This window comes from Ciceribacter sp. T2.26MG-112.2, from assembly GCF_900492205.1.
Classification (GTDB): domain Bacteria; phylum Pseudomonadota; class Alphaproteobacteria; order Rhizobiales; family Rhizobiaceae; genus Allorhizobium; species Allorhizobium naphthalenivorans_A.
Window position 1 is genome coordinate 212,915 of record NZ_UEYQ01000005.1, and the last position, 18,664, is coordinate 231,578.

General features: G+C 62.9%; 19 protein-coding genes. 15 read left to right on the plus strand and 4 right to left on the minus strand.

Annotated features, from left to right (window positions below; all coding sequences use genetic code 11):
• Positions 1-103: 103 nt before the first annotated feature.
• From DYZ14_RS10680 to DYZ14_RS10695, 4 genes are all read left to right on the plus strand, one after another.
• Positions 104-418, plus strand: a complete 315-nt coding sequence (locus DYZ14_RS10680; RefSeq protein ID WP_210209284.1) for a hypothetical protein — start codon at positions 104-106, stop codon at positions 416-418.
• Between the two features lie 35 nt (positions 419-453).
• A complete protein-coding gene (lipA, locus tag DYZ14_RS10685) occupies positions 454-1,419 on the plus strand; it encodes a lipoyl synthase (RefSeq protein ID WP_154720654.1) in 966 nt (321 codons plus the stop codon).
• Between the two features lie 64 nt (positions 1,420-1,483).
• The gene (locus tag DYZ14_RS10690) at positions 1,484-2,527 is read left to right on the plus strand and encodes a phytanoyl-CoA dioxygenase family protein (RefSeq protein ID WP_154720655.1); all 1,044 of its coding nucleotides are present in this window, start codon (positions 1,484-1,486) and stop codon (positions 2,525-2,527) included.
• 80 nt (positions 2,528-2,607) lie between these two features.
• Entirely contained in the window at positions 2,608-3,057 is a 450-nt protein-coding gene (locus DYZ14_RS10695) for a type II toxin-antitoxin system RatA family toxin (RefSeq protein ID WP_154720656.1), read from the plus strand.
• A gap of 23 nt (positions 3,058-3,080) precedes the next feature.
• Here the strand turns inward: DYZ14_RS10695 and DYZ14_RS10700 are convergent, their stop codons facing one another.
• Together DYZ14_RS10700 and DYZ14_RS10705 are read right to left on the minus strand one after the other, a co-directional pair.
• Entirely contained in the window at positions 3,081-3,578 is a 498-nt protein-coding gene (locus DYZ14_RS10700) for a CinA family protein (RefSeq protein WP_154720657.1), read from the minus strand.
• On the minus strand, positions 3,575-4,786 hold the full coding sequence (locus tag DYZ14_RS10705; protein WP_154720658.1) for a bifunctional 2-C-methyl-D-erythritol 4-phosphate cytidylyltransferase/2-C-methyl-D-erythritol 2,4-cyclodiphosphate synthase: 1,212 nt from the start codon (positions 4,784-4,786) through the stop codon (positions 3,575-3,577). Before DYZ14_RS10705 ends, DYZ14_RS10700 begins: the two co-directional genes overlap by 4 nt.
• Positions 4,787-4,956: 170 nt before the next feature.
• Between DYZ14_RS10705 and dusB the strand changes: the two genes are divergently transcribed.
• The 11 genes from dusB to DYZ14_RS10760 all read left to right on the plus strand — a co-directional run bounded on the left by dusB (position 4,957) and on the right by DYZ14_RS10760 (position 17,081).
• Positions 4,957-5,961, plus strand: a complete 1,005-nt coding sequence (gene dusB / locus DYZ14_RS10710) for a tRNA dihydrouridine synthase DusB (protein WP_154720659.1) — start codon at positions 4,957-4,959, stop codon at positions 5,959-5,961.
• Positions 5,958-7,094 carry a two-component system sensor histidine kinase NtrB gene (locus DYZ14_RS10715; RefSeq protein ID WP_154720660.1) on the plus strand — a complete coding sequence of 379 codons (1,137 nt, stop codon included), beginning with the start codon at positions 5,958-5,960 and terminating at the stop codon, positions 7,092-7,094. The genes dusB and DYZ14_RS10715 overlap by 4 nt, the downstream gene beginning before the upstream one ends.
• On the plus strand, positions 7,091-8,542 hold the full coding sequence (gene ntrC / locus DYZ14_RS10720; protein WP_115669394.1) for a nitrogen regulation protein NR(I): 1,452 nt from the start codon (positions 7,091-7,093) through the stop codon (positions 8,540-8,542). Before DYZ14_RS10715 ends, ntrC begins: the two co-directional genes overlap by 4 nt.
• A 146-nt stretch (positions 8,543-8,688) precedes the next feature.
• Positions 8,689-10,947: a sensor histidine kinase NtrY-like gene (locus DYZ14_RS10725; protein WP_269749446.1), complete on the plus strand. Its 2,259-nt coding sequence runs from the start codon at positions 8,689-8,691 to the stop codon at positions 10,945-10,947.
• The gene (gene ntrX, locus DYZ14_RS10730; RefSeq protein WP_154720662.1) at positions 10,937-12,301 is read left to right on the plus strand and encodes a nitrogen assimilation response regulator NtrX; all 1,365 of its coding nucleotides are present in this window, start codon (positions 10,937-10,939) and stop codon (positions 12,299-12,301) included. The genes DYZ14_RS10725 and ntrX overlap by 11 nt, the downstream gene beginning before the upstream one ends.
• A gap of 63 nt (positions 12,302-12,364) precedes the next feature.
• Positions 12,365-13,741 carry a Trk system potassium transporter TrkA gene (gene trkA, locus DYZ14_RS10735; protein ID WP_154720663.1) on the plus strand — a complete coding sequence of 459 codons (1,377 nt, stop codon included), beginning with the start codon at positions 12,365-12,367 and terminating at the stop codon, positions 13,739-13,741.
• A 23-nt stretch (positions 13,742-13,764) separates the two neighbouring features.
• A complete protein-coding gene (locus DYZ14_RS10740) occupies positions 13,765-14,628 on the plus strand; it encodes a D-amino-acid transaminase (RefSeq protein WP_154720664.1) in 864 nt (287 codons plus the stop codon).
• A gap of 110 nt (positions 14,629-14,738) precedes the next feature.
• Entirely contained in the window at positions 14,739-14,990 is a 252-nt protein-coding gene (hfq, locus tag DYZ14_RS10745; RefSeq protein WP_028735264.1) for an RNA chaperone Hfq, read from the plus strand.
• A complete protein-coding gene (gene hflX, locus DYZ14_RS10750) occupies positions 14,986-16,398 on the plus strand; it encodes a GTPase HflX (RefSeq protein WP_195949923.1) in 1,413 nt (470 codons plus the stop codon). The genes hfq and hflX overlap by 5 nt, the downstream gene beginning before the upstream one ends.
• Positions 16,399-16,485: 87 nt before the next feature.
• The gene (locus DYZ14_RS10755; protein ID WP_154720666.1) at positions 16,486-16,764 is read left to right on the plus strand and encodes a ribbon-helix-helix domain-containing protein; all 279 of its coding nucleotides are present in this window, start codon (positions 16,486-16,488) and stop codon (positions 16,762-16,764) included.
• 17 nt (positions 16,765-16,781) lie between these two features.
• Entirely contained in the window at positions 16,782-17,081 is a 300-nt protein-coding gene (locus tag DYZ14_RS10760; RefSeq protein WP_154720667.1) for a type II toxin-antitoxin system RelE/ParE family toxin, read from the plus strand.
• Positions 17,082-17,144: 63 nt separating this feature from the next.
• Here the strand turns inward: DYZ14_RS10760 and mazG are convergent, their stop codons facing one another.
• Both mazG and DYZ14_RS10770 read right to left on the minus strand, forming a co-directional pair.
• Positions 17,145-17,993, minus strand: coding sequence for a nucleoside triphosphate pyrophosphohydrolase (mazG, locus tag DYZ14_RS10765; RefSeq protein ID WP_154720668.1), 849 nt, complete (start codon positions 17,991-17,993; stop codon positions 17,145-17,147).
• Between the two features lie 21 nt (positions 17,994-18,014).
• On the minus strand, positions 18,015-18,596 hold the full coding sequence (locus DYZ14_RS10770) for a deaminase (protein WP_154720669.1): 582 nt from the start codon (positions 18,594-18,596) through the stop codon (positions 18,015-18,017).
• Between the last annotated feature and the right edge of the window lie 68 nt (positions 18,597-18,664).

Here is an 18,664-nt window from a genome sequence, read left to right on the forward strand (position 1 = left end):
TGCAGGGCGCTTTGGTCGGATTTCGTTGCTTGCCGCAGGCTTGTCGGGGTTCGTGCCTGTCGCTGCGCTCGCAGACAGTTGCTGGGTCCACAATGGTTCCCTGATGCGCCTGACGGCCGCGGGCAACCAGCGCGCCTTTTACTATGAACATCCGAAGCAGGTCATGCGCGGCGCGGGCGTCATCCATGGCACGCTGCTGTTCAACGGTTCCAACATCAACGGTCGCTATTCGGGCACGGCGCGGGTCTTCTCAAAATACTGCCCCGGCACGCCGCTCGAATACCATGTTGAAGGTCCGGTTGATCGCGATCAGACCCGTGTGACGCTGCGCGGCAACCGTGAGGTGATGGAGCGATGCCAGCCGACGGGACGCTCGATCACCGACACGCTGGTTTTCACCTACAGCCATCAATGCTAATAGCGCCTGACAGACGCGGCGCGGAGTAACGACACGTGGTTACCATTCTCGACAAGATCAACGATCCGCAGGCTCGCGTCCGGCATCCGGAAAAGGCGCACAAGCCCGACACCGAGGTGATGCGCAAGCCGGAATGGATCCGCGTCAAGGCGCCGACCTCGAAGGGCTATGCCGAGACGCGTTCGATCGTCAAGGACAACAAGCTCGTCACGGTCTGCGAGGAAGCCGGCTGCCCGAATATCGGCGAATGCTGGGACAAGAAGCACGCCACCTTCATGATCATGGGCGAGATCTGTACCCGCGCCTGCGCCTTCTGCAATGTCGCGACCGGCAAGCCCAATGCGCTTGACATGGCCGAGCCGGACAACGTCGCCAAGGCGGTCAAGCAGATGGGGCTTTCCCATGTCGTCATCACCTCCGTCGATCGCGACGATCTGGAAGACGGCGGGGCCGAACATTTCGAGAAGGTGATCTTCGCCATCCGCGCCGCTTCGCCGGAAACGACGATCGAGATTTTGACGCCCGACTTTTTAAAGAAGCCGGGCGCGCTGGAGCGCGTGGTCGCCGCCAAGCCCGACGTCTTCAACCACAATCTGGAAACGGTCCCCGGCAACTATCTGACGGTGCGTCCAGGCGCACGCTACTTCCACTCGATCCGCCTCCTGCAGCGGGTCAAGGAACTCGATCCGACCATGTTCACCAAGTCCGGTATCATGGTCGGGCTGGGTGAGGAACGCAACGAAGTGCTGCAGTTGATGGATGACCTGCGCGTCGCCGATGTGGACTTCCTGACGATTGGCCAATACCTGCAGCCGACCCGCAAGCACCACAAGGTAATGAGCTTCGTCACGCCGGACGAATTCAAGTCCTACGAGACGGTTGCCTATGCCAAGGGCTTCCTGATGGTCTCGGCCAGCCCGTTGACGCGCTCGTCGCATCATGCCGGCGACGATTTCGCCCGTCTCAAGGCCAATCGCGAGAAACTCTGGGCCGTTCGATAGTCGACAGTCCGGGCAAACGACGCTAGTTTGCGCGCCTCAGCTTAGACTGATCGAGGAGATGTGCATGGCGCTGAAGTTGAAGGACATTCTGCTCTCCCCCTGGTATGCGATCGAGATCCTGACCGGGGAGAAGTCCTTTTCCAACAATCCCATCATCGGCAGCGAGGCGCTCAATCGGCGCGGTCTGCACGTGTGGCGGGTCAAGGCTGCGGCCCGTATGGTCGACTATCGCCGGCGAAAGCTCAAGCATCTCGTGGCGCCGGCCGACCGGCAGGCCTATGCAGAAAATGGTTATATCGAGAAGCGTAACCTGGTGCCGGCGGATCAGTTCCGTCAACTGGTAGCCGAAATCGAAGGCCTTCAGGTCCCCGCGCGGGAAATGTATGAGGGCAATGCCGTAACCCGGCGTACGCCGCTCACACCGGAGGTGGTCGCCAGGCTGCCGGCGGTCAAGGCCTTCCTCGAAAGCCCGGAATGGACCAACCTGATCCGTTATATCGGCGGCTTTGATGTCGAGCCGGTGATCAGCGTGCAGACGATCTTCGCCGATGCCTCGCCAAAGGAAAAGGGCAAGGATCCGCAGACCAATCTGCACATGGATACCTTCCACTCGACCGTGAAAGCCTGGTTCTTCCTGCACGATGTTCCCGTCGAGGAAGGGCCGTTCACCTACGTGAAGGGGTCGCACAAGCTGACCCGACGCCGGCTCGCCTGGCACAAGCGCAAAAGCATCCTTGCCTCGCGTAACCATGGCGGCGGCGCCTTCCGCCTGAGCCCCGACGAGTTGAAATACCTGCATCTCCCCGAGCCGACCGTGTTTTCCGTGCCGGCAAACACGCTGGTGGTCGGCGATACCTTCGGCTTTCACGCGCGCGGCGCGTCGACCCGACCGTCGATCCGGGTGGAGATCTATGCGTCGCAGAGACCCAACCCCTTCCTGCCGTTCATTCACCTCGACACGGCGGCTCTTCCCTTCGTCAAGGGTCGCAAGCAGGTCATTCCGTGGATCTTCGAGGATCTGGGCGTCAAGCTCGGTCTTGCCAAGCGGAAATGGTTCCCGATCGGCAATCCGCGCCCGGGCGAGCCAGTGCCGTCGGCCAAGAGATGAGCGTTTCCAGAGCGTCTAATATCCTGCCTCCGTGTGGCGAACCTCTTGCCAATTGCGAGCTTGGGCATTAGCTCTCGCGCATGCCGCAGTTCGAAACCCGCCGCCCCGTCAAGCATTCTCCCGAACGGATGTACGCCCTCGTCGCCGATGTGGAGCGCTATCCGGAATTCCTGCCATTGTGCGAGGCGCTGACCATCCGCTCGCGGCGCGAGCGGGACGGCAAGGAGTTGCTGGTCGCCGACATGACGGTCGGCTACAAGGCGATCCGCGAGACCTTTACCACTCAGGTGCTCCTCAATCCGGCGGAACTCGCCATCGACGTCAAGTATATCGAGGGGCCGTTCCGCTATCTCGACAATCGCTGGCGTTTTGAGATGGCCCGTGACGGTGGCTGCACGGTGCATTTCTTCATCGACTATGAGTTCAAGAACCGTATCCTCGGCGCGCTGATGGGGTCGATGTTCGAACGGGCCTTCCGCATGTTCGCCGAAGCATTCGAAGCGCGCGCCGACAAGATTTACGCAGCCTGAAAGGGGGGGCTTCGGTCTCCGGTTCAGTCTATCACTTCTGCAAGCATTTCGAGCGCCGTGCGGACGGTTGCCAGGCGGATTTGGGAGCGACCACCGTCGCCATAGCGCATTTCGCGATGAAGGACGGCACCCATCCGCGCCTTGGCCGCCAGATGGACGAGGCCGACGGGCTTTTCCGCGCTGCCGCCACCCGGACCGGCAATGCCGGTGACGGCAACGGCCACATCGCAAGCCGAGTGGCTCAAGGCGCCTTCGACCATTTCCAGCACGGTCTGCCGCGAAACCGCACCACAGCGTTCCAGCGTGTCGCCTGCGACACCCAGAAGATCGATCTTGGCCTGGTTGGAATAGGTGATGAAGCCGCGGTCGACGACGGTGGATGAGCCGGCAATCTCGGTGAGCGCGCCGATGATCAGCCCGCCTGTGCAGGATTCGGCGGTGGCGAGCGTAAGGCTGCGCGCACTGAAGGCGGAGATGATCCGGGCCGCCATTGCTTCGATGTCGGCCGGATAGAGGCTCATCGTGCGTCTCCCGCGAAGACGACGGTTGCCGTGGCGATCGCGGCGATGCCTTCGCGGCGGCCGACAAAGCCGATGGTCTCGTTGGTGGTCGCCTTGACCGAGCAGCGGTCGAGGGTGATGGCAAGGATCTCCGACAGCTTTTCACGCATCGCCTGGCGGTGCGGGCCGATCTTCGGCGCCTCGGCGATCAGCGAGATGTCGGCGTTCATGATGGTGCCGCCGGCCTTGCGGACGATCCGGGCGGCATGTTCGAGGAAGATGCGCGATGGTGCGCCCTTCCACTGCGGATCGGAGGGCGGGAAATGGTCGCCAATATCGCCGGCGCCACACGTGGCGAGCAGCGCATCGGTCAGCGCATGAAGCGCGACATCCGCATCGGAATGGCCCTTCAGCGCCTGATCGTGCGGGATGAAGATGCCGCAGAGCGTCACGCCGTCGCCGGGCACCAGTTGGTGCACGTCGTATCCGTTCCCGGTTCGCACGTCGGGCAGGGCGGTGCGGGTAAGCTTGGCGTCGGCCATGGCGATGTCCTTCTGCAATGTCAGCTTGACGTTGTCGGGCGAGCCTTCGACGAGACGGACCGCAAGGCCTGCCCATTCAGCGATCGACGCGTCGTCGGTAAAATTGTCCCGTCCGGACTCCTTTGCCGCCTCATGGGCCTTCACAATGGCGGGGTATGAAAAAGTCTGTGGCGTCTGGGCCGCGAATAGTCCGGCTCGCGGAACGGTTTCGACGACCAGCCCGGCCGTATCGCCCCGCTTCAACGTGTCGGTGACCGGCATGGCCGGCAGAAGGCAGGTGTCGCCGGCCTCGATCCCCGTGGCAATCCGCTCGAGCAGGTCCTCGTCGATGAACGGGCGCACCGCGTCGTGGATCATGACATGGGTCACGCCGGTGTTGGACAGCGCCCGAAGCCCCGCTAGCACCGATTGTTGTCGGGTGACGCCGCCGAAGCAGACAAGGATATTTTCGCCGCCGACCAGATCACTCCGCGCGATTTCAAAAAGCGCCGCATCGTCGGGATGGATCACCGTGACGATCCGCGCCGTCTTCGACCAGGCGAGGAATCGTGCAAGCGTATGTGTGATCACCGGCCTTCCGCCGATTCGCCGGTATTGTTTGGGGCCCTCGACAGATGAGCCGGCACGTTCGCCCCGTCCCGCGGCGACGATGATGATGCCGATGGCTGTGTTCGTGCATTGCTGCATTGCAGTGTCCGGCCTTGACATGGAAAACTCGTGGGTGTGTCTACCGGCTGCCCGATCGATTTTCCAGCATCCGTTCGAATTTAGTTCCAAGCCAAAGGAAATCCCTTGGCAAGGCGAGATTTAATGGCTAAAAATCGAGCATATACCTCGAATGCCTGAAAGATAATCAATTGAGCTCAAGCGCACTGCAGTCACCGTTCGAGATCGGTCCGATCACGATCCGCAATCGCGTGATCCTGGCGCCGATGTCCGGTGTCAGCGATCTGCCGTTCCGGCAGCTCGCCTGGCGTTTTGGCGCCGGTCTGGTCGTGACCGAGATGGTCGCCAGCAAGGAACTGGTGCACAACGCCGCCGAATCCTGGTCGCGCCTGAAGGGCTCCGGGCTGACGCCGCACATGGTCCAGCTTGCCGGCCGGGAGGCCCACTGGATGGCGGAGGCCGCGCGGATCGCCGAGGCCAACGGCGCCGACATCATCGACATCAACATGGGATGCCCGGCAAAGAAGGTGATCGGCGGCTATTCCGGCTCGGCGCTGATGCGCGATCCTGATCACGCCCTGTCGCTGGTCGAGGCAACGGTTCGGGCGGTCAAGGTTCCGGTGACGCTGAAGATGCGCCTGGGCTGGGACGAGAATTCGCTGAATGCGAACGAGATCGCTGCCCGTGCAGAGGCGGCCGGCGTGCAGATGATCATCGTACATGGCCGCACCCGCATGCAGTTTTACGAGGGACGCGCCGACTGGGATGCCATCGCCGCCGTGCGCGACGTTATTTCCGTGCCGCTCGTCGCCAATGGAGACGTCGAGACCCGTGAGGATGCCGAGGAGATCCGCAGGCGCTCCGGCGCCGATGCCGTGATGGTCGGTCGTGCCTGCCAGGGACGGCCGTGGCATGCCGGCTGGATCGCAGGCCATGCGGGGCCGCAGTCCAACGAGATCCCCGACCTTGTTGCCGGGCACTACGAGGCGATGCTCGGCCACTACGGCGCGGATGTCGGCGTCAGGCACGCGCGAAAACATGTGGGCTGGTATCTGGAGCGTTTCGCGCCGGATGTACCGGCGGCGCAAAAGGCGGAAATCATGACGTCGAGGGATCCGGCCTTCGTTTCGAAGGCGCTGGCGCGATGCCTGACGGATGCGGCAATGGACACGGATCGCCGGCGGGAGGCTGCATGACCGAGGATAACCTGGGCAATAGCGTGGCCATGGCGGTGCTGAACGCCATCCAGCATCCGGTCGTCATGGTCGATGCCGATGGCCATATCGTCTTTGCCAACTGGGAGGCCGAGGCCTTCTTCGGGGCAAGCGCCAGCCATCTGGCACGCTATCGGATCTCCACCTTCATTCCGTTCGGCAGTCCGCTTTTGGCGCTGATCGAACAGGTGCGCGAGCGCCGCGCGCCGGTCAACGAATATCGCGTTGACCTGAGCTCGCCGCGACTCGGTCAGGAAAAACTGGTCGACCTCTATGTCGCCCCCGTGCTCAGCCAGCCAGGCAGCGTCGTCGTGGTGCTGCAGGAACGCTCGATGGCCGACAAGATCGACCGGCAGCTGACGCACCGTACCGCCGCACGCTCGGTGACGGGCCTTGCCTCGATGCTGGCGCACGAGATCAAGAACCCGCTCTCGGGCATTCGCGGTGCCGCCCAACTGCTCGAGACCACGGTACCGGACGAGGACCGGCCGCTGACGCGGCTGATCTGCGACGAGACGGACCGCATCGTCTCGCTCGTCGACCGCATGGAAGTGTTTTCCGACGAGCGTCCGGTCGATCGCATCGCGCTCAACATCCATTCTGTCCTCGACCATGTGAAGGCGATTGCCAAGGCCGGCTTTGCCCGCAACATCCGCATCACCGAGAATTACGACCCATCGCTGCCATCGGTCTATGCCAATCGCGACCAACTCGTGCAGGTCTTCCTGAACCTCATCAAGAATGCGGCCGAGGCGATCGGCGACAAGCCGGACGGCGAGATCCAGCTGACCACCGCCTACCGCCCCGGCATTCGCCTGTCGGTCGCGGGTTCGCGCGAGAAGATATCGCTGCCGCTCGAATTTTGCGTGCATGACAATGGTCCGGGCGTCCCCGCCGACCTGTTGCCGCACCTGTTCGATCCGTTCATCACCACCAAGACCAATGGTTCGGGCCTCGGCCTGGCGCTGGTCGCCAAGATCATCGATGGCCATGGCGGCATCGTCGAATGCGACAGCCAGGCCAACCGCACGACGTTTCGCGTGCTGATGCCCGTCTCCAAGGACATCGCGCTCGACGATGCCATTCCGGCGAACTCCACAGGAAGCACCCGATGACTGCCACGATCCTTGTCGCCGACGACGACGCCGCCATCCGCACGGTCCTCAACCAGGCGCTGACGCGGGCCGGCTACGATGTCCGCATCACCTCCAACGCGGCGACGCTGTGGCGGTGGATTTCGGCCGGCGAGGGCGACCTTGTGGTGACGGACGTCATCATGCCGGACGAGAACGCCTTTGACCTCCTCCCGCGCATCAAGAAGGCGCGGCCCGACCTGCCGGTCCTGGTGATGAGCGCGCAGAACACCTTCATGACCGCCATCAAGGCGTCGGAGAAGGGGGCCTATGACTACCTGCCGAAGCCGTTCGACCTGACCGAACTGATCGCGATCATCGGCCGGGCGCTTGCCGAGCCGAAGAAGAAGCCCGCGCGGCTCGACGACGACACGCAAGACGGCATGCCGCTGGTCGGCCGCTCGGCGGCCATGCAGGAAATCTACCGCGTGCTGGCGCGCCTGATGCAGACCGATCTGACGCTGATGATCACCGGTGAGTCGGGCACGGGCAAGGAACTGGTGGCCCGCGCGCTGCACGACTACGGCAAGCGCCGCAACGGGCCCTTCGTGGCGATCAACATGGCGGCGATCCCGCGCGATCTGATCGAATCCGAGCTGTTCGGCCACGAAAAGGGCGCCTTCACCGGCGCGCAAACCCGCTCGACCGGGCGCTTCGAACAGGCCGAGGGCGGAACCTTGTTCCTCGACGAGATCGGCGACATGCCGATGGACGCCCAGACCCGGCTGCTGCGCGTCCTGCAGCAGGGCGAGTATACGACGGTCGGCGGGCGCACGCCGATCCGCACCGATGTGCGCATCGTGGCCGCGACCAACAAGGACCTCAAGCAGTCGATCAACCAGGGACTGTTCCGCGAAGACCTTTACTATCGCCTCAACGTCGTGCCACTCCGGCTGCCGCCGCTGCGCGACCGGGCTGAGGATATTCCGGATCTCGTGCGCCATTTCACCCAGCAGGGCGAGAAGGAGGGGCTGGACCCCAAGCGTTTCGACAATGAGGCCCTGGACGTGCTCAAGGGCTATTCGTGGCCGGGCAATGTGCGCGAGCTGGAAAACGTGGTGCGCCGGCTGATGGCGCTCTATCCGCAGGACGTCATCTCGCGTGAGATCGTCGAGCAGGAACTGCGCTCAGACATTTCCGACAGTCCGATCGCCAAGGCCGGTACCTCTGCCGGACCGATGACGATCGCACAGGCGGTCGAGGAGAACATGCGCAGCTATTTCGCCGGGTTCGGCGATTCCCTGCCGCCCTCCGGCCTCTATGAGCGGGTGCTGACCGAAGTGGAATACCCGCTCATTCTCGCGGCGCTGACAGCAACCCGCGGCAACCAGATCAAGGCGGCCGACCTGCTCGGGCTCAATCGCAATACGCTACGCAAGAAAATCCGCGAACTGGGCGTGTCGGTTTACCGCAGCTCCCGCTCCGCTTGACAAGCCGGCGAGGCCCGTTGCATTTTCGCCACAATGCGTTGCTCAATGGACACGAGGCCGTGGCTCCACGGTCATCTTTGTCTGCGCGAACCGGGGAATAACTCGTCATGCGCAGAGCGCGGGAGTTCTTGTTAATGATCAGGCAAATGGCCGAATCCGTTGCGGATACCGATCCCGCTTTGGCGCAGGATCGGCGGGCCTCCTTTGCCTTGCCGGGCCTGGCGCTCGCGGGCGGCGCCTTGGCCTGCGCCAGCTTCACGCTGCCCGTCCTGCTCGGCCTGACGCCGATCGAGCCGACGTCGAACGTGCTGATCGCCTCGGCGATCATCAACTCGCTGTTCATCGTCGGCCTGATGTTCCTCATCGGCCGGGAAGTGACGCGGCTCGTCAAGGCGCGCACCAAGGGGCGTGCCGCCGCACGGCTCCATGTGCGCATCGTCGTCTTGTTTTCGATCGTGGCGATCACGCCGGCTATTCTCGTGGCGATCTTCGCCAGTATCACGCTGAATGTCGGGCTCGACCGATGGTTCTCGATCCGCACCCAGTCGATCGTTTCCTCGTCGATGAACATCGCCCAGGCCTACATGATGGAGAATGCCAGCTATCTCCAGGGCCAGACCGTGTCGATGGCGAACGACCTGGAGCGCAACCGGGCGCTCTATTATCTCGACCGCACCGGCTTTGTCGAACTGCTCACCCGGCAGGCCAAGGGCCGCGGACTGCTCGGTGCCTTTCTCGTGCGTCAGGACGGTTCGGCGATAAACCAGGCCGATATCGCCACCGACAAGCCGCTGCCGGCAATCCCGAAGGATGCGCTGGAGAGCGCGGCCGCCGGCCAGCCGACTCTCATCCCGCCGGGCGTGACCAATCTCGTCGGCGCCATCATCAAGCTCGATTCGATCTCCGGGACGTTCCTCTACACAATCCGCGCGGTCGATCCGAAGGTCATGGCCGCCATGCGGCTGATGGAAGAGAACACCGCCGAATACAAGGCCATGGAAGCCGGACGGACGACGCTGCAGATCGCCTTTGCCGTGCTTTATCTGGGGTTTGCCCTGATCGTGCTGCTGGCGGCGATCTGGACCGCGATTGCGGTCGCGGACCGGATCGTCAGGCCGATCCGCCTGCTGATCGGGGCGGCCGACAGCATTGCATCCGGCAATTGGAACGTCATCGTTCCGGTGCGCGTCGCCGATGGCGATGTCGGAAGCCTGTCGCGGACCTTCAACAAGATGATCTCGCAGATCCGCACCCAGCGCGACGAGATCCTCGAGGCCAAGGACGAAGTCGATGACCGTCGCCGGTTCATCGAGGCGGTCTTGTCCGGGGTTACGGCCGCCGTCATCGGTGTCGAGGACGACGGGGTGATCACCATCGTCAACCCGTCGGCGGAGTATTTCCTCGCCGTGCCGGCCGAAGAGCTGATCGGCAAGAAGCTCAACCTTGTGGCGCCGGAAGTCGACCGCGTGCTGGCCGAGGCCACCGTGCGCCATCGGGGCGAGTATCGCGAGCAGATCAATCTCGTCCGGGGCGGCAAGGAGCGCACCTTGACCGTGCAGGTGACGCGGGAGGAGACGCGCGGATCGGCCGATTCCTACGTCATCACGCTCGACGATATCACCGACCTGGTGATCGCCCAGCGGTCCACCGCCTGGGCCGACGTCGCCCGCCGCATCGCCCACGAGATCAAGAACCCGCTGACGCCGATCCAGCTATCCGCCGAGCGGCTGAAACGCCGCTACGGCAAGCAGATCGCCGAGGACGACCGGGCGGTCTTCGACCAATGCACGGACACGATCGTGCGGCAGGTCGAGGATATCGGCCGTATGGTCGATGAATTTTCCGCCTTCGCGCGCATGCCCAAGCCCGCCAAGCAGCGCTCCGACCTGCGCGACATTCTGCGCGACGCGGTGTTCCTGCGCGAAATGGGCAATCACGATATCCGCTTCGAGCGGCAGTTCGGAGACGAGCCGCTGGAGGGCAGCTTCGATGCGCGCATGCTCGGCCAGGCGGTCGGTAACCTTATCAAGAACGCCGCGGAATCGATCGAAGCCGTGCCGCGGGAAGAATTGGGCGAGGGCGGCAAGGTGCTGGTCCGCTCGTCGTTCGACCACGAACACGACCGCTTCGTGGTCGATGTGATCGACAATGGCCGTGGCCTGCCGGTGGAAAATCGCCACCGCATCCTCGAGCCGTACATGACGATGCGCGACAAGGGCACGGGGCTCGGCCTCGCCATCGTAAAGAAGATTATCGAAGAACATGGCGGCCAGCTCGAGCTGCACGATGCACCGGCGGAGTTCGACCGGGGCAGGGGCGCGATGATTCGCATCATCCTGCCGCGCATCGAGGGCCAGGACAGCATGGAATTCGAAAGCAACAGGGAATTGGTCCATGGCCTCTGACATTCTGGTAGTCGACGACGAGGAGGATATCCGCGAGATCGTCTCGGGGATTCTCAGCGACGAGGGACATGAAACGCGCACCGCGCATGACGCCGACAGTGCGCTCGCCGCGATTTCCGACCGCGCGCCGCGTCTGGTCTTCCTCGACATCTGGATGCAGGGCAGCCGGCTCGACGGTCTATCCCTGCTCGACGAGATCAAGAGCCGCCACCCGGACCTGCCTGTGGTGATGATCTCCGGCCACGGCAATGTCGAGACCGCTGTCTCGGCCATCAAGCGTGGCGCCTTCGACTTCATCGAAAAGCCGTTCAAGGCCGATCGGCTGATCCTGATTGCCGAACGTGCGCTGGAAAATTCCAAGCTGAAGCGCGAAGTGACGGAGCTGAAAAAGCGGACCGGCGATGCGGCCGAGCTCATCGGCACGTCGGTTGCGGTTTCGCAGCTGCGCCAGTCCATCGAGAAGATAGCCCCGACCAATAGCCGCATCATGATCTTCGGACCGTCCGGTTCCGGCAAGGAACTGGTCGCCCGCATGATCCACAAGCGTTCGGCCCGGGCGAGCGGGCCGTTCGTGGCGCTCAATGCCGCGACGATCACGCCCGAGCGCATGGAGATCGCGCTGTTCGGCACCGAAGGCACGCCCGGCCAGCCGCGCCGCATCGGCGCTCTGGAAGAGGCGCATCGCGGCATTCTCTATCTCGACGAGATCGGCGAAATGCCGCGCGAGACGCAGAACAAGATCCTGCGCGTGCTGGTCGAGCAGCAGTTCGAGCGGGTCGGCGGCTCAAAACGGGTCAAGGTCGATGTCCGGATCATCTCGTCCTCGGCCTATAATCTCGAAAGCCTGATTGCCGAAGGCCGTTTCCGCGAGGATCTGTTCCATCGTCTCGCCGTCGTACCGGTCAAGGTGCCGGCACTCGCCGAGCGGCGCGAGGACATCCCCTTCCTGGTCGACACGTTCATACGCCAGATCTCCGAGCAGGCGGGTATCCGCGCCCGCAAGATCGGCGACGACGCCATGGCGGTGCTCCAGGCCAATGACTGGCCGGGCAATATCCGGCAGTTGCGCAACAACATCGAACGGCTGATGATCCTGGCGCAAAGCGACAATGCCGAGACGCACATCACCGCCGAGATGCTGCCCCAGGACCTGTCCGACATGCTGCCGAAGATTTCGGCGCGCAACGATACCCACATCATGACCCTGCCATTGCGTGAAGCGCGCGAAATGTTCGAGCGGGACTACCTGATCGCGCAGATCAACCGCTTCGGCGGCAACATTTCCCGCACGGCGGAATTTGTCGGCATGGAACGCTCCGCACTCCATCGCAAACTCAAATCGCTTGGCGTATAACGGGCAGCGGGATGTTGTTGGCCGAGCGTCCCCGCATCCGGATCATTCTCTGAAAGAGCACTCATGAAAGTCATCATCTGCGGGGCGGGACAGGTCGGCTACGGTATCGCGGAGCGTCTGTCCCAGGAGGACAACGACGTGTCGGTGATCGACACTTCCGCCTCGCTCGTGACCCACATCACAGAGACGCTGGACGTGCGCGGCTATGTCGGCCATGGCGCCCATCCGGACATGCTCGCCAAGGCCGGTGCCGATCAGGCGGACATGATCATTGCGGTCACGCTCTATGACGAGGTCAATATCGTCGCCTGTGAAGTGGCGCACGCGCTCTTTTCCGTGCCGACCAAGATCGCCCGTATTCGCGCGCAGAACTACCTGCGGCCTGAATATGCCGACCTGTTCAGCCGGCAGAACATGTCGATCGATGTGACGATCTCGCCCGAGATCGAGGTCGGCAAGATGGTGCTGCGGCGCATTTCGTTTCCCGGCGCGACCGACATCGTGCGTTTTGCCGACGATCACATCACCATGGTGGCGATCGAGTGCATGGAGGATTGCCCGGTCGTCAACACGCCGCTGCAACAGCTGAGCCAGCTCTTTCCCGACCTGATGGCGACGGTCACCGCGATCTATCGCAACGGCCGCCTGCAGGTGGCCCGTTCGACCGACCAGCTTCTGGTCGGCGATCTTGCCTATGTCATCTGCCAGCGCGACCATACCCGCCGCACGCTCGGCCTTTTCGGGCACGAGGAGCAGGAGGCTGGCCGGCTGGTGATCGCCGGTGCCGGCAATATCGGCTATTACGTCGCCCGGGCGATCGAGGATGTGCAGCCGAAGACCAAGGTGAAGCTGATCGAGCGGGATGCGGAGCGGGCCGCGATGGTGTCGGACCAGCTCAGCAATACGATCGTGCTGCATGGATCGGCGCTCGACCAGCACATGCTGCAGCAGGCCGACATCCAGGATGCCGACCTGATGGTGACGCTGACGAACAGTGATCAGACCAACATCCTGAGCGCGGCCATGGCTAAGCGGATGGGCTGCAAGTCGGGCATGGCCCTGATCAACGATCCGAGCTTCCAGGATCTCACCCAGGGGATCGGCATCGACCACCATATCAATCCGCGCGCGGTGACCATCTCGCGCGTTCTCCAGCATGTGCGCAAGGGCCGCATCCGCTCGGTTTATGCCGTTCAGAAGGGCAAGGCCGAGGTGATCGAGGCCGAGGCGCTGGAGACCTCGCCGCTGGTCGGCGTTGCCTTCCGCGACATGCACCTGCCACCAGGCATCCGGATCGGCGCGATCTATCGCGACGGCACGGTGCTCAGACCGAATGGCGATCTGAAGATCAAGGCCAAGGACCGGGTGGTGCTGTTTGCCAAGGCCGATGCGGTGAGGGATGTCGAGCAGATGTTCCGCGTCTCGATCCAGTACTTCTAAGAACCGAACCGCGCGGGGCGAAGATGCCGAGAATTGCCTATGTGAATGGCCGTTACTTGCCGCACCGGGATGCGGGGGTGCATATCGAGGATCGCGGCTACCAGTTTGCCGACGGCGTGTACGAGGTCTGCGAGATCCGTCACGGGATGATCGTCGATCTTTCGCGCCATCTCGACCGGCTCGATCGTTCGCTTGGCGAACTGCGGATCGCCCAGCCGATGTCGCGCGCCGCACTCGTGGGGATCATCCGTGAAGTGGCGCGGCGCAATCGGGTGAAGAACGGCCTGTTCTACCTGCAGGTGACGCGCGGCGAGGCGCGTCGTGACCATGTGTTTCCCGGATCAGATACGGCCCCCTCACTCGTCATCACCGCCAAGAGCACTGATCCGAAGATCATCGCAGCGAAGAATGCGAACGGCCTCAAGGCGATCACGGTTGCCGACAATCGCTGGGACCGGGTCGACATCAAGACGGTCGGGCTTTTGCCCAACGTTCTCGCCCGGCAGGCGGCGAAGGAGGCCGGGGCGCAGGAGGCGATCTATGTCGATCAGCGGGGCATGGTGACCGAAGGGGCGGCGACCAATGTGTGGATCGTCGATCGCGAGGGCAATCTCGTGACCCGTCCGGCCGAGCACGGCATCCTGCGCGGCATCACCCGCACGACGCTGAAGGATGTGGCGCAAAGCCTCTCCATTCCGGTGGTCGAGCGCGAATTCTCCCGCGACGAGATGCTCGCCGCCCGTGAAGTGTTCATCACTGCGGCCACGAGTATCTGTTTTCCGATCGTCGAGATCGACGGAAAGACCATCGGCAACGGTCATCCCGGTACGTTTGCGGAGAAAATCCGGACCGCTTTTTTCGACATTGCGGAAAAGACGGCGATTTGATACCAACTTCCAGATAAAGGGCTTGCAAGGGACAATCCCTACCTTTCTGATAAGCTTGAACAATAATTAAACCGGCACATATTGCCGGCAAGAAAGAAAGAAGCGGCGCCATGGCGGAACGTTCTCAGAACCTGCAGGATCTATTTCTCAACACCGTTCGCAAGCAGAAGATTTCGCTGACGATCTTCCTGATCAACGGCGTGAAGCTCACGGGCGTGGTCACGTCCTTCGACAACTTCTGCGTCCTGCTGCGCCGCGACGGCCATTCGCAGCTCGTCTACAAGCACGCCATCTCGACCATCATGCCGGGCCAGCCGATGCAGATGTTCGAAAGCGAAGAGACCTCTTCGTCACAGGATTGAAGCCATAACCAACCGAGACACGAAAAACGATTCGATCATCCCGGAGGACGAAAAGCCCCGGGATGACATGTGTGCCGTCGTCATTGTTCCGGTCCTCAAGCAGGGCCGCAATGCGGCCCCCGCGGCCGGCTCCGACATTGTCGTCGCGCCGAGCCGGTCAAACGAAGCCCGGCTGGAAGAGGCGATGGGCCTTGCTCGCGCCATCGATCTTCGGATCGGCGAGGGCCTGATCGTGCCGGTCAACCAGCCGCGCCCGGCCACCCTGCTCGGCAGCGGCAAGATCGCCGAGATCGGGGAAAAGCTGGATGAGCACAATGCCGGCCTGGTCATCGTCGACCATCCGCTGACGCCGGTACAGCAGCGCAATCTCGAGAAGGAATGGAACGCCAAGGTCATCGACCGAACGGGCCTGATCCTCGAAATCTTCGGCCGCCGCGCCTCCACCAAGGAAGGCACGCTGCAGGTCGAACTGGCCCATCTCAACTACCAGAAGGGCCGCCTGGTGCGTTCCTGGACCCACCTGGAACGCCAGCGCGGTGGTGCAGGCTTCATGGGCGGTCCGGGTGAAACCCAGATCGAGGCCGACCGCCGCATGCTGCAGGACAAGATCATCAAGCTGGAGCGCGAGCTCGAGCAGGTGGTCCGCACCCGCCAGCTGCATCGCGCCAAGCGCCGCAAGGTGCCGCATCCGATCGTGGCGCTGGTCGGCTACACCAATGCCGGCAAGTCGACGCTGTTCAACCGGATCACCGGGGCAGGGGTGCTGGCCGAGGACATGCTGTTTGCCACGCTCGACCCGACGCTGCGTCGGATGAAGCTGCCGCATGGCCGAACCGTCATCCTCTCCGACACCGTCGGCTTCATCTCCGATCTGCCGACGCATCTGGTCGCCGCCTTCCGCGCCACGCTCGAAGAAGTGCTGGAAGCCGACCTCATCCTGCATGTGCGCGACATGTCCGATCCGGACAATGCCGCGCAGGCGGGTGACGTGCTACGCATCCTCTCTGACCTCGGCATCGACGACAAGGAGAAGTCCGAGCGCATCATCGAGATCTGGAACAAGATCGACCGGCTGGAGCCGGAGATGCACGACGCGCTCTTGCAGAAGGCGGAGACCCGCGAGAACGTAATGACCGTCTCGGCGATCACCGGAGAGGGCGTAGACCGTCTGCTCGATGTCATCTCGCAGCGCCTATCCGGCGTTCTCACCGAAACGACGATCGTCATCCCGGCCGACAAGCAGGCCTTGATTTCCTGGGCCTACGAGAACGCCGTTGTCGACGGGCGCGAGGACCACGAGGACGGCTCGGTCAGCCTCGACGTGCGTCTGACCGCCCGCCAGGCCGACGAACTGGACCGCAAGCTGGGCAGCGGGCAGAAGGCGGAGAAGGAAGACTGGGAGCGGTAGGCTGTTGGCGTTCCGCCTGGTATGCCTGCTAGCGCGCTAGAATTTTTCGCGGACTTTTGCTAGGAATGGTCGAACGAGGTTTTCCGGATGAGATCGACCCAAGCCCTGACCATCAACCTGCCGCCACAACTGGCTGAAATGGTAGAGACGAAGGTGCGCTCCGGCGAGTATGCGTCGGAGAGCGACGTGATCGTCGAGAGTCTGCAGACGCTTCTCGAACGCGATGCCGCAATCGACACGTGGATTGCCGACGAAGTGCTTCCGACCATTCAAGCGCTCGATGTCGGATCGGGGCAGACCATCTCACTCGGTGAAACAAAAAAGCGGCTGCACGCTCACATCGACCGCTTGATCTCGCGCGGCTGACGACGGAAACCTTGCTCATGAAGTATGAGGTGAGGTTCAGCAAGGCCGCCGAAAGAGATGTGGCCGAACTCCTGACTTATCTCGTCACCCGTGCGGGTGAGGGTACCGCCCGAGCCTATGTGGATCGGCTGATCGAATACTGCGCTGGTTTTGAGACCTTCCCCGAGCGAGGAACACGCCGGACAGACGTGCCGGGCCTGCGTACTGTGGGTTACCGCAACCATGCAACGATCGCCTTCCGGATATCCGGCAATACCGTAACTGTGATCCGGCTGTTCCATCGCGGACAGGAGGTCAGGTTGCAGGGAAAAGACTGAACGGCTTGTAGTGTAGTTCGAACGGATGCTTCGCGGTGACCTCGTCCACAAGGGCATACGGGGCTAGGATCGGTTCATCTCGCTCTTCGCTTCCTGCCAGAGTTCCTCCATCCGCTCCAGTGTCGCTCCCTGCAAGCTCTCACCATTCGCTTCAAGAGTCCGCTCTATGTAGCCGAACCGCTTGCGGAATTTCGTGTTCGTACCGCGCAGCGCCTGCTCGGGGTCGGTCTTCACATGGCGGCCTATATTGGCGAGTGCGAAGATCAGGTCGCCGAGTTCATCCGCGATCTTCTCCGGCCTCCCGACCCTCAGCGCCTCGCGCAGTTCGCCGATCTCTTCCTCGATCTTGTCGAGAATCGGTTCGGCTTCCGACCAGTCGAATCCGACCTTGGCCGCCTGTTCCTGGAGTTTCAGGGCTTCGGTCAGCGCCGGGAAACTGCGCTGGACCGAGCCGAGGAAGCCGGCCTTCGGATCGTCGGGCATGGGCTTGCCGGAAGCCTTGGCGCGGGCGGCATGCCGCTCGGCGCGTTCGGCCTTTTCCTGCCGCTTGATCTCGTCCCATTGCTGGTTGACGGCGTCCGGGGTCGCGGCATCCGATACGGCGAAGACGTGCGGGTGGCGGCGGATCATCTTCCTGGTGATGGCCTCGACCACGTCGCCGAACGAAAACAGCCCGGCCTCCTCGGCGATGCGGGCGTGGAACACCACCTGCAGCAACAGGTCGCCGAGTTCGTCGCACAGATCGTCCGGATCGTTGCGTTCGATCGCGTCGGCCACCTCATAGGCCTCCTCGATCGTATAGGGCTTGATCGTCTCGAAGGTCTGCACCACGTCCCAGGGGCAGCCGGTTTCGGGTTCGCGCAGGGCCGCCATGATGTCGAGCAGGCGGGTGATGTCCTTGGAGGGTTCCATGCGGGTCTCTGTGCTGGGCGCTCAGTTGAGCGGAATGTCGTTGTCGGTTTTGCCGGACTGGTATTCTTGCGAGAGCCGGTCGTAGACGGCGTGGATGCGCTTCGACTGGGCCCTCAGTGACTCGGCGTCGTCGTCGACTGCGACGAGGTCGGCGATGGCGTAGGCGTTCCAGAAGGCGTTCGCCTTGCGATAGCCGCCCGGCTCCAGGCCAAAGACCTCTTTGAGGATCTTCAGGTCGTGCGGGATGGCGAAGGCGTCGCGGCTGTCCTCATGGCTGAAGAAATAATAGAAATTGTCGAAGCCGGCCCACGTGATCGCCGACATGCACATGGTGCAGGGTTCGTGAGTCGACAGGAAAATCAGGTCCTTGGTCACCGGCCGTTCGCCCAGTTCGTAGAAGCGTTTCAGCGTGTGCACTTCGCCGTGCCAGAGCGGGTTCTCCAGTTCGTTGTTGGTTTCGGCCAGCACCAGCGACAGGTCGGATTTCCGCAGGATCGCGGCGCCGAACACCTTGTTGCCGGCGGCGACACCCTTTTCGGTCAGCGGCAGGATATCGTCTTCGATGACGTCGAGCAGGCGGCGGGTGATGTCGGCGGCGGTCAAGGCGGTTCTCCTGGCTGGGTGAGGGCCGATCCTATCGGCGGGCCATGGCTGGTGAAAGGCGCAATTTT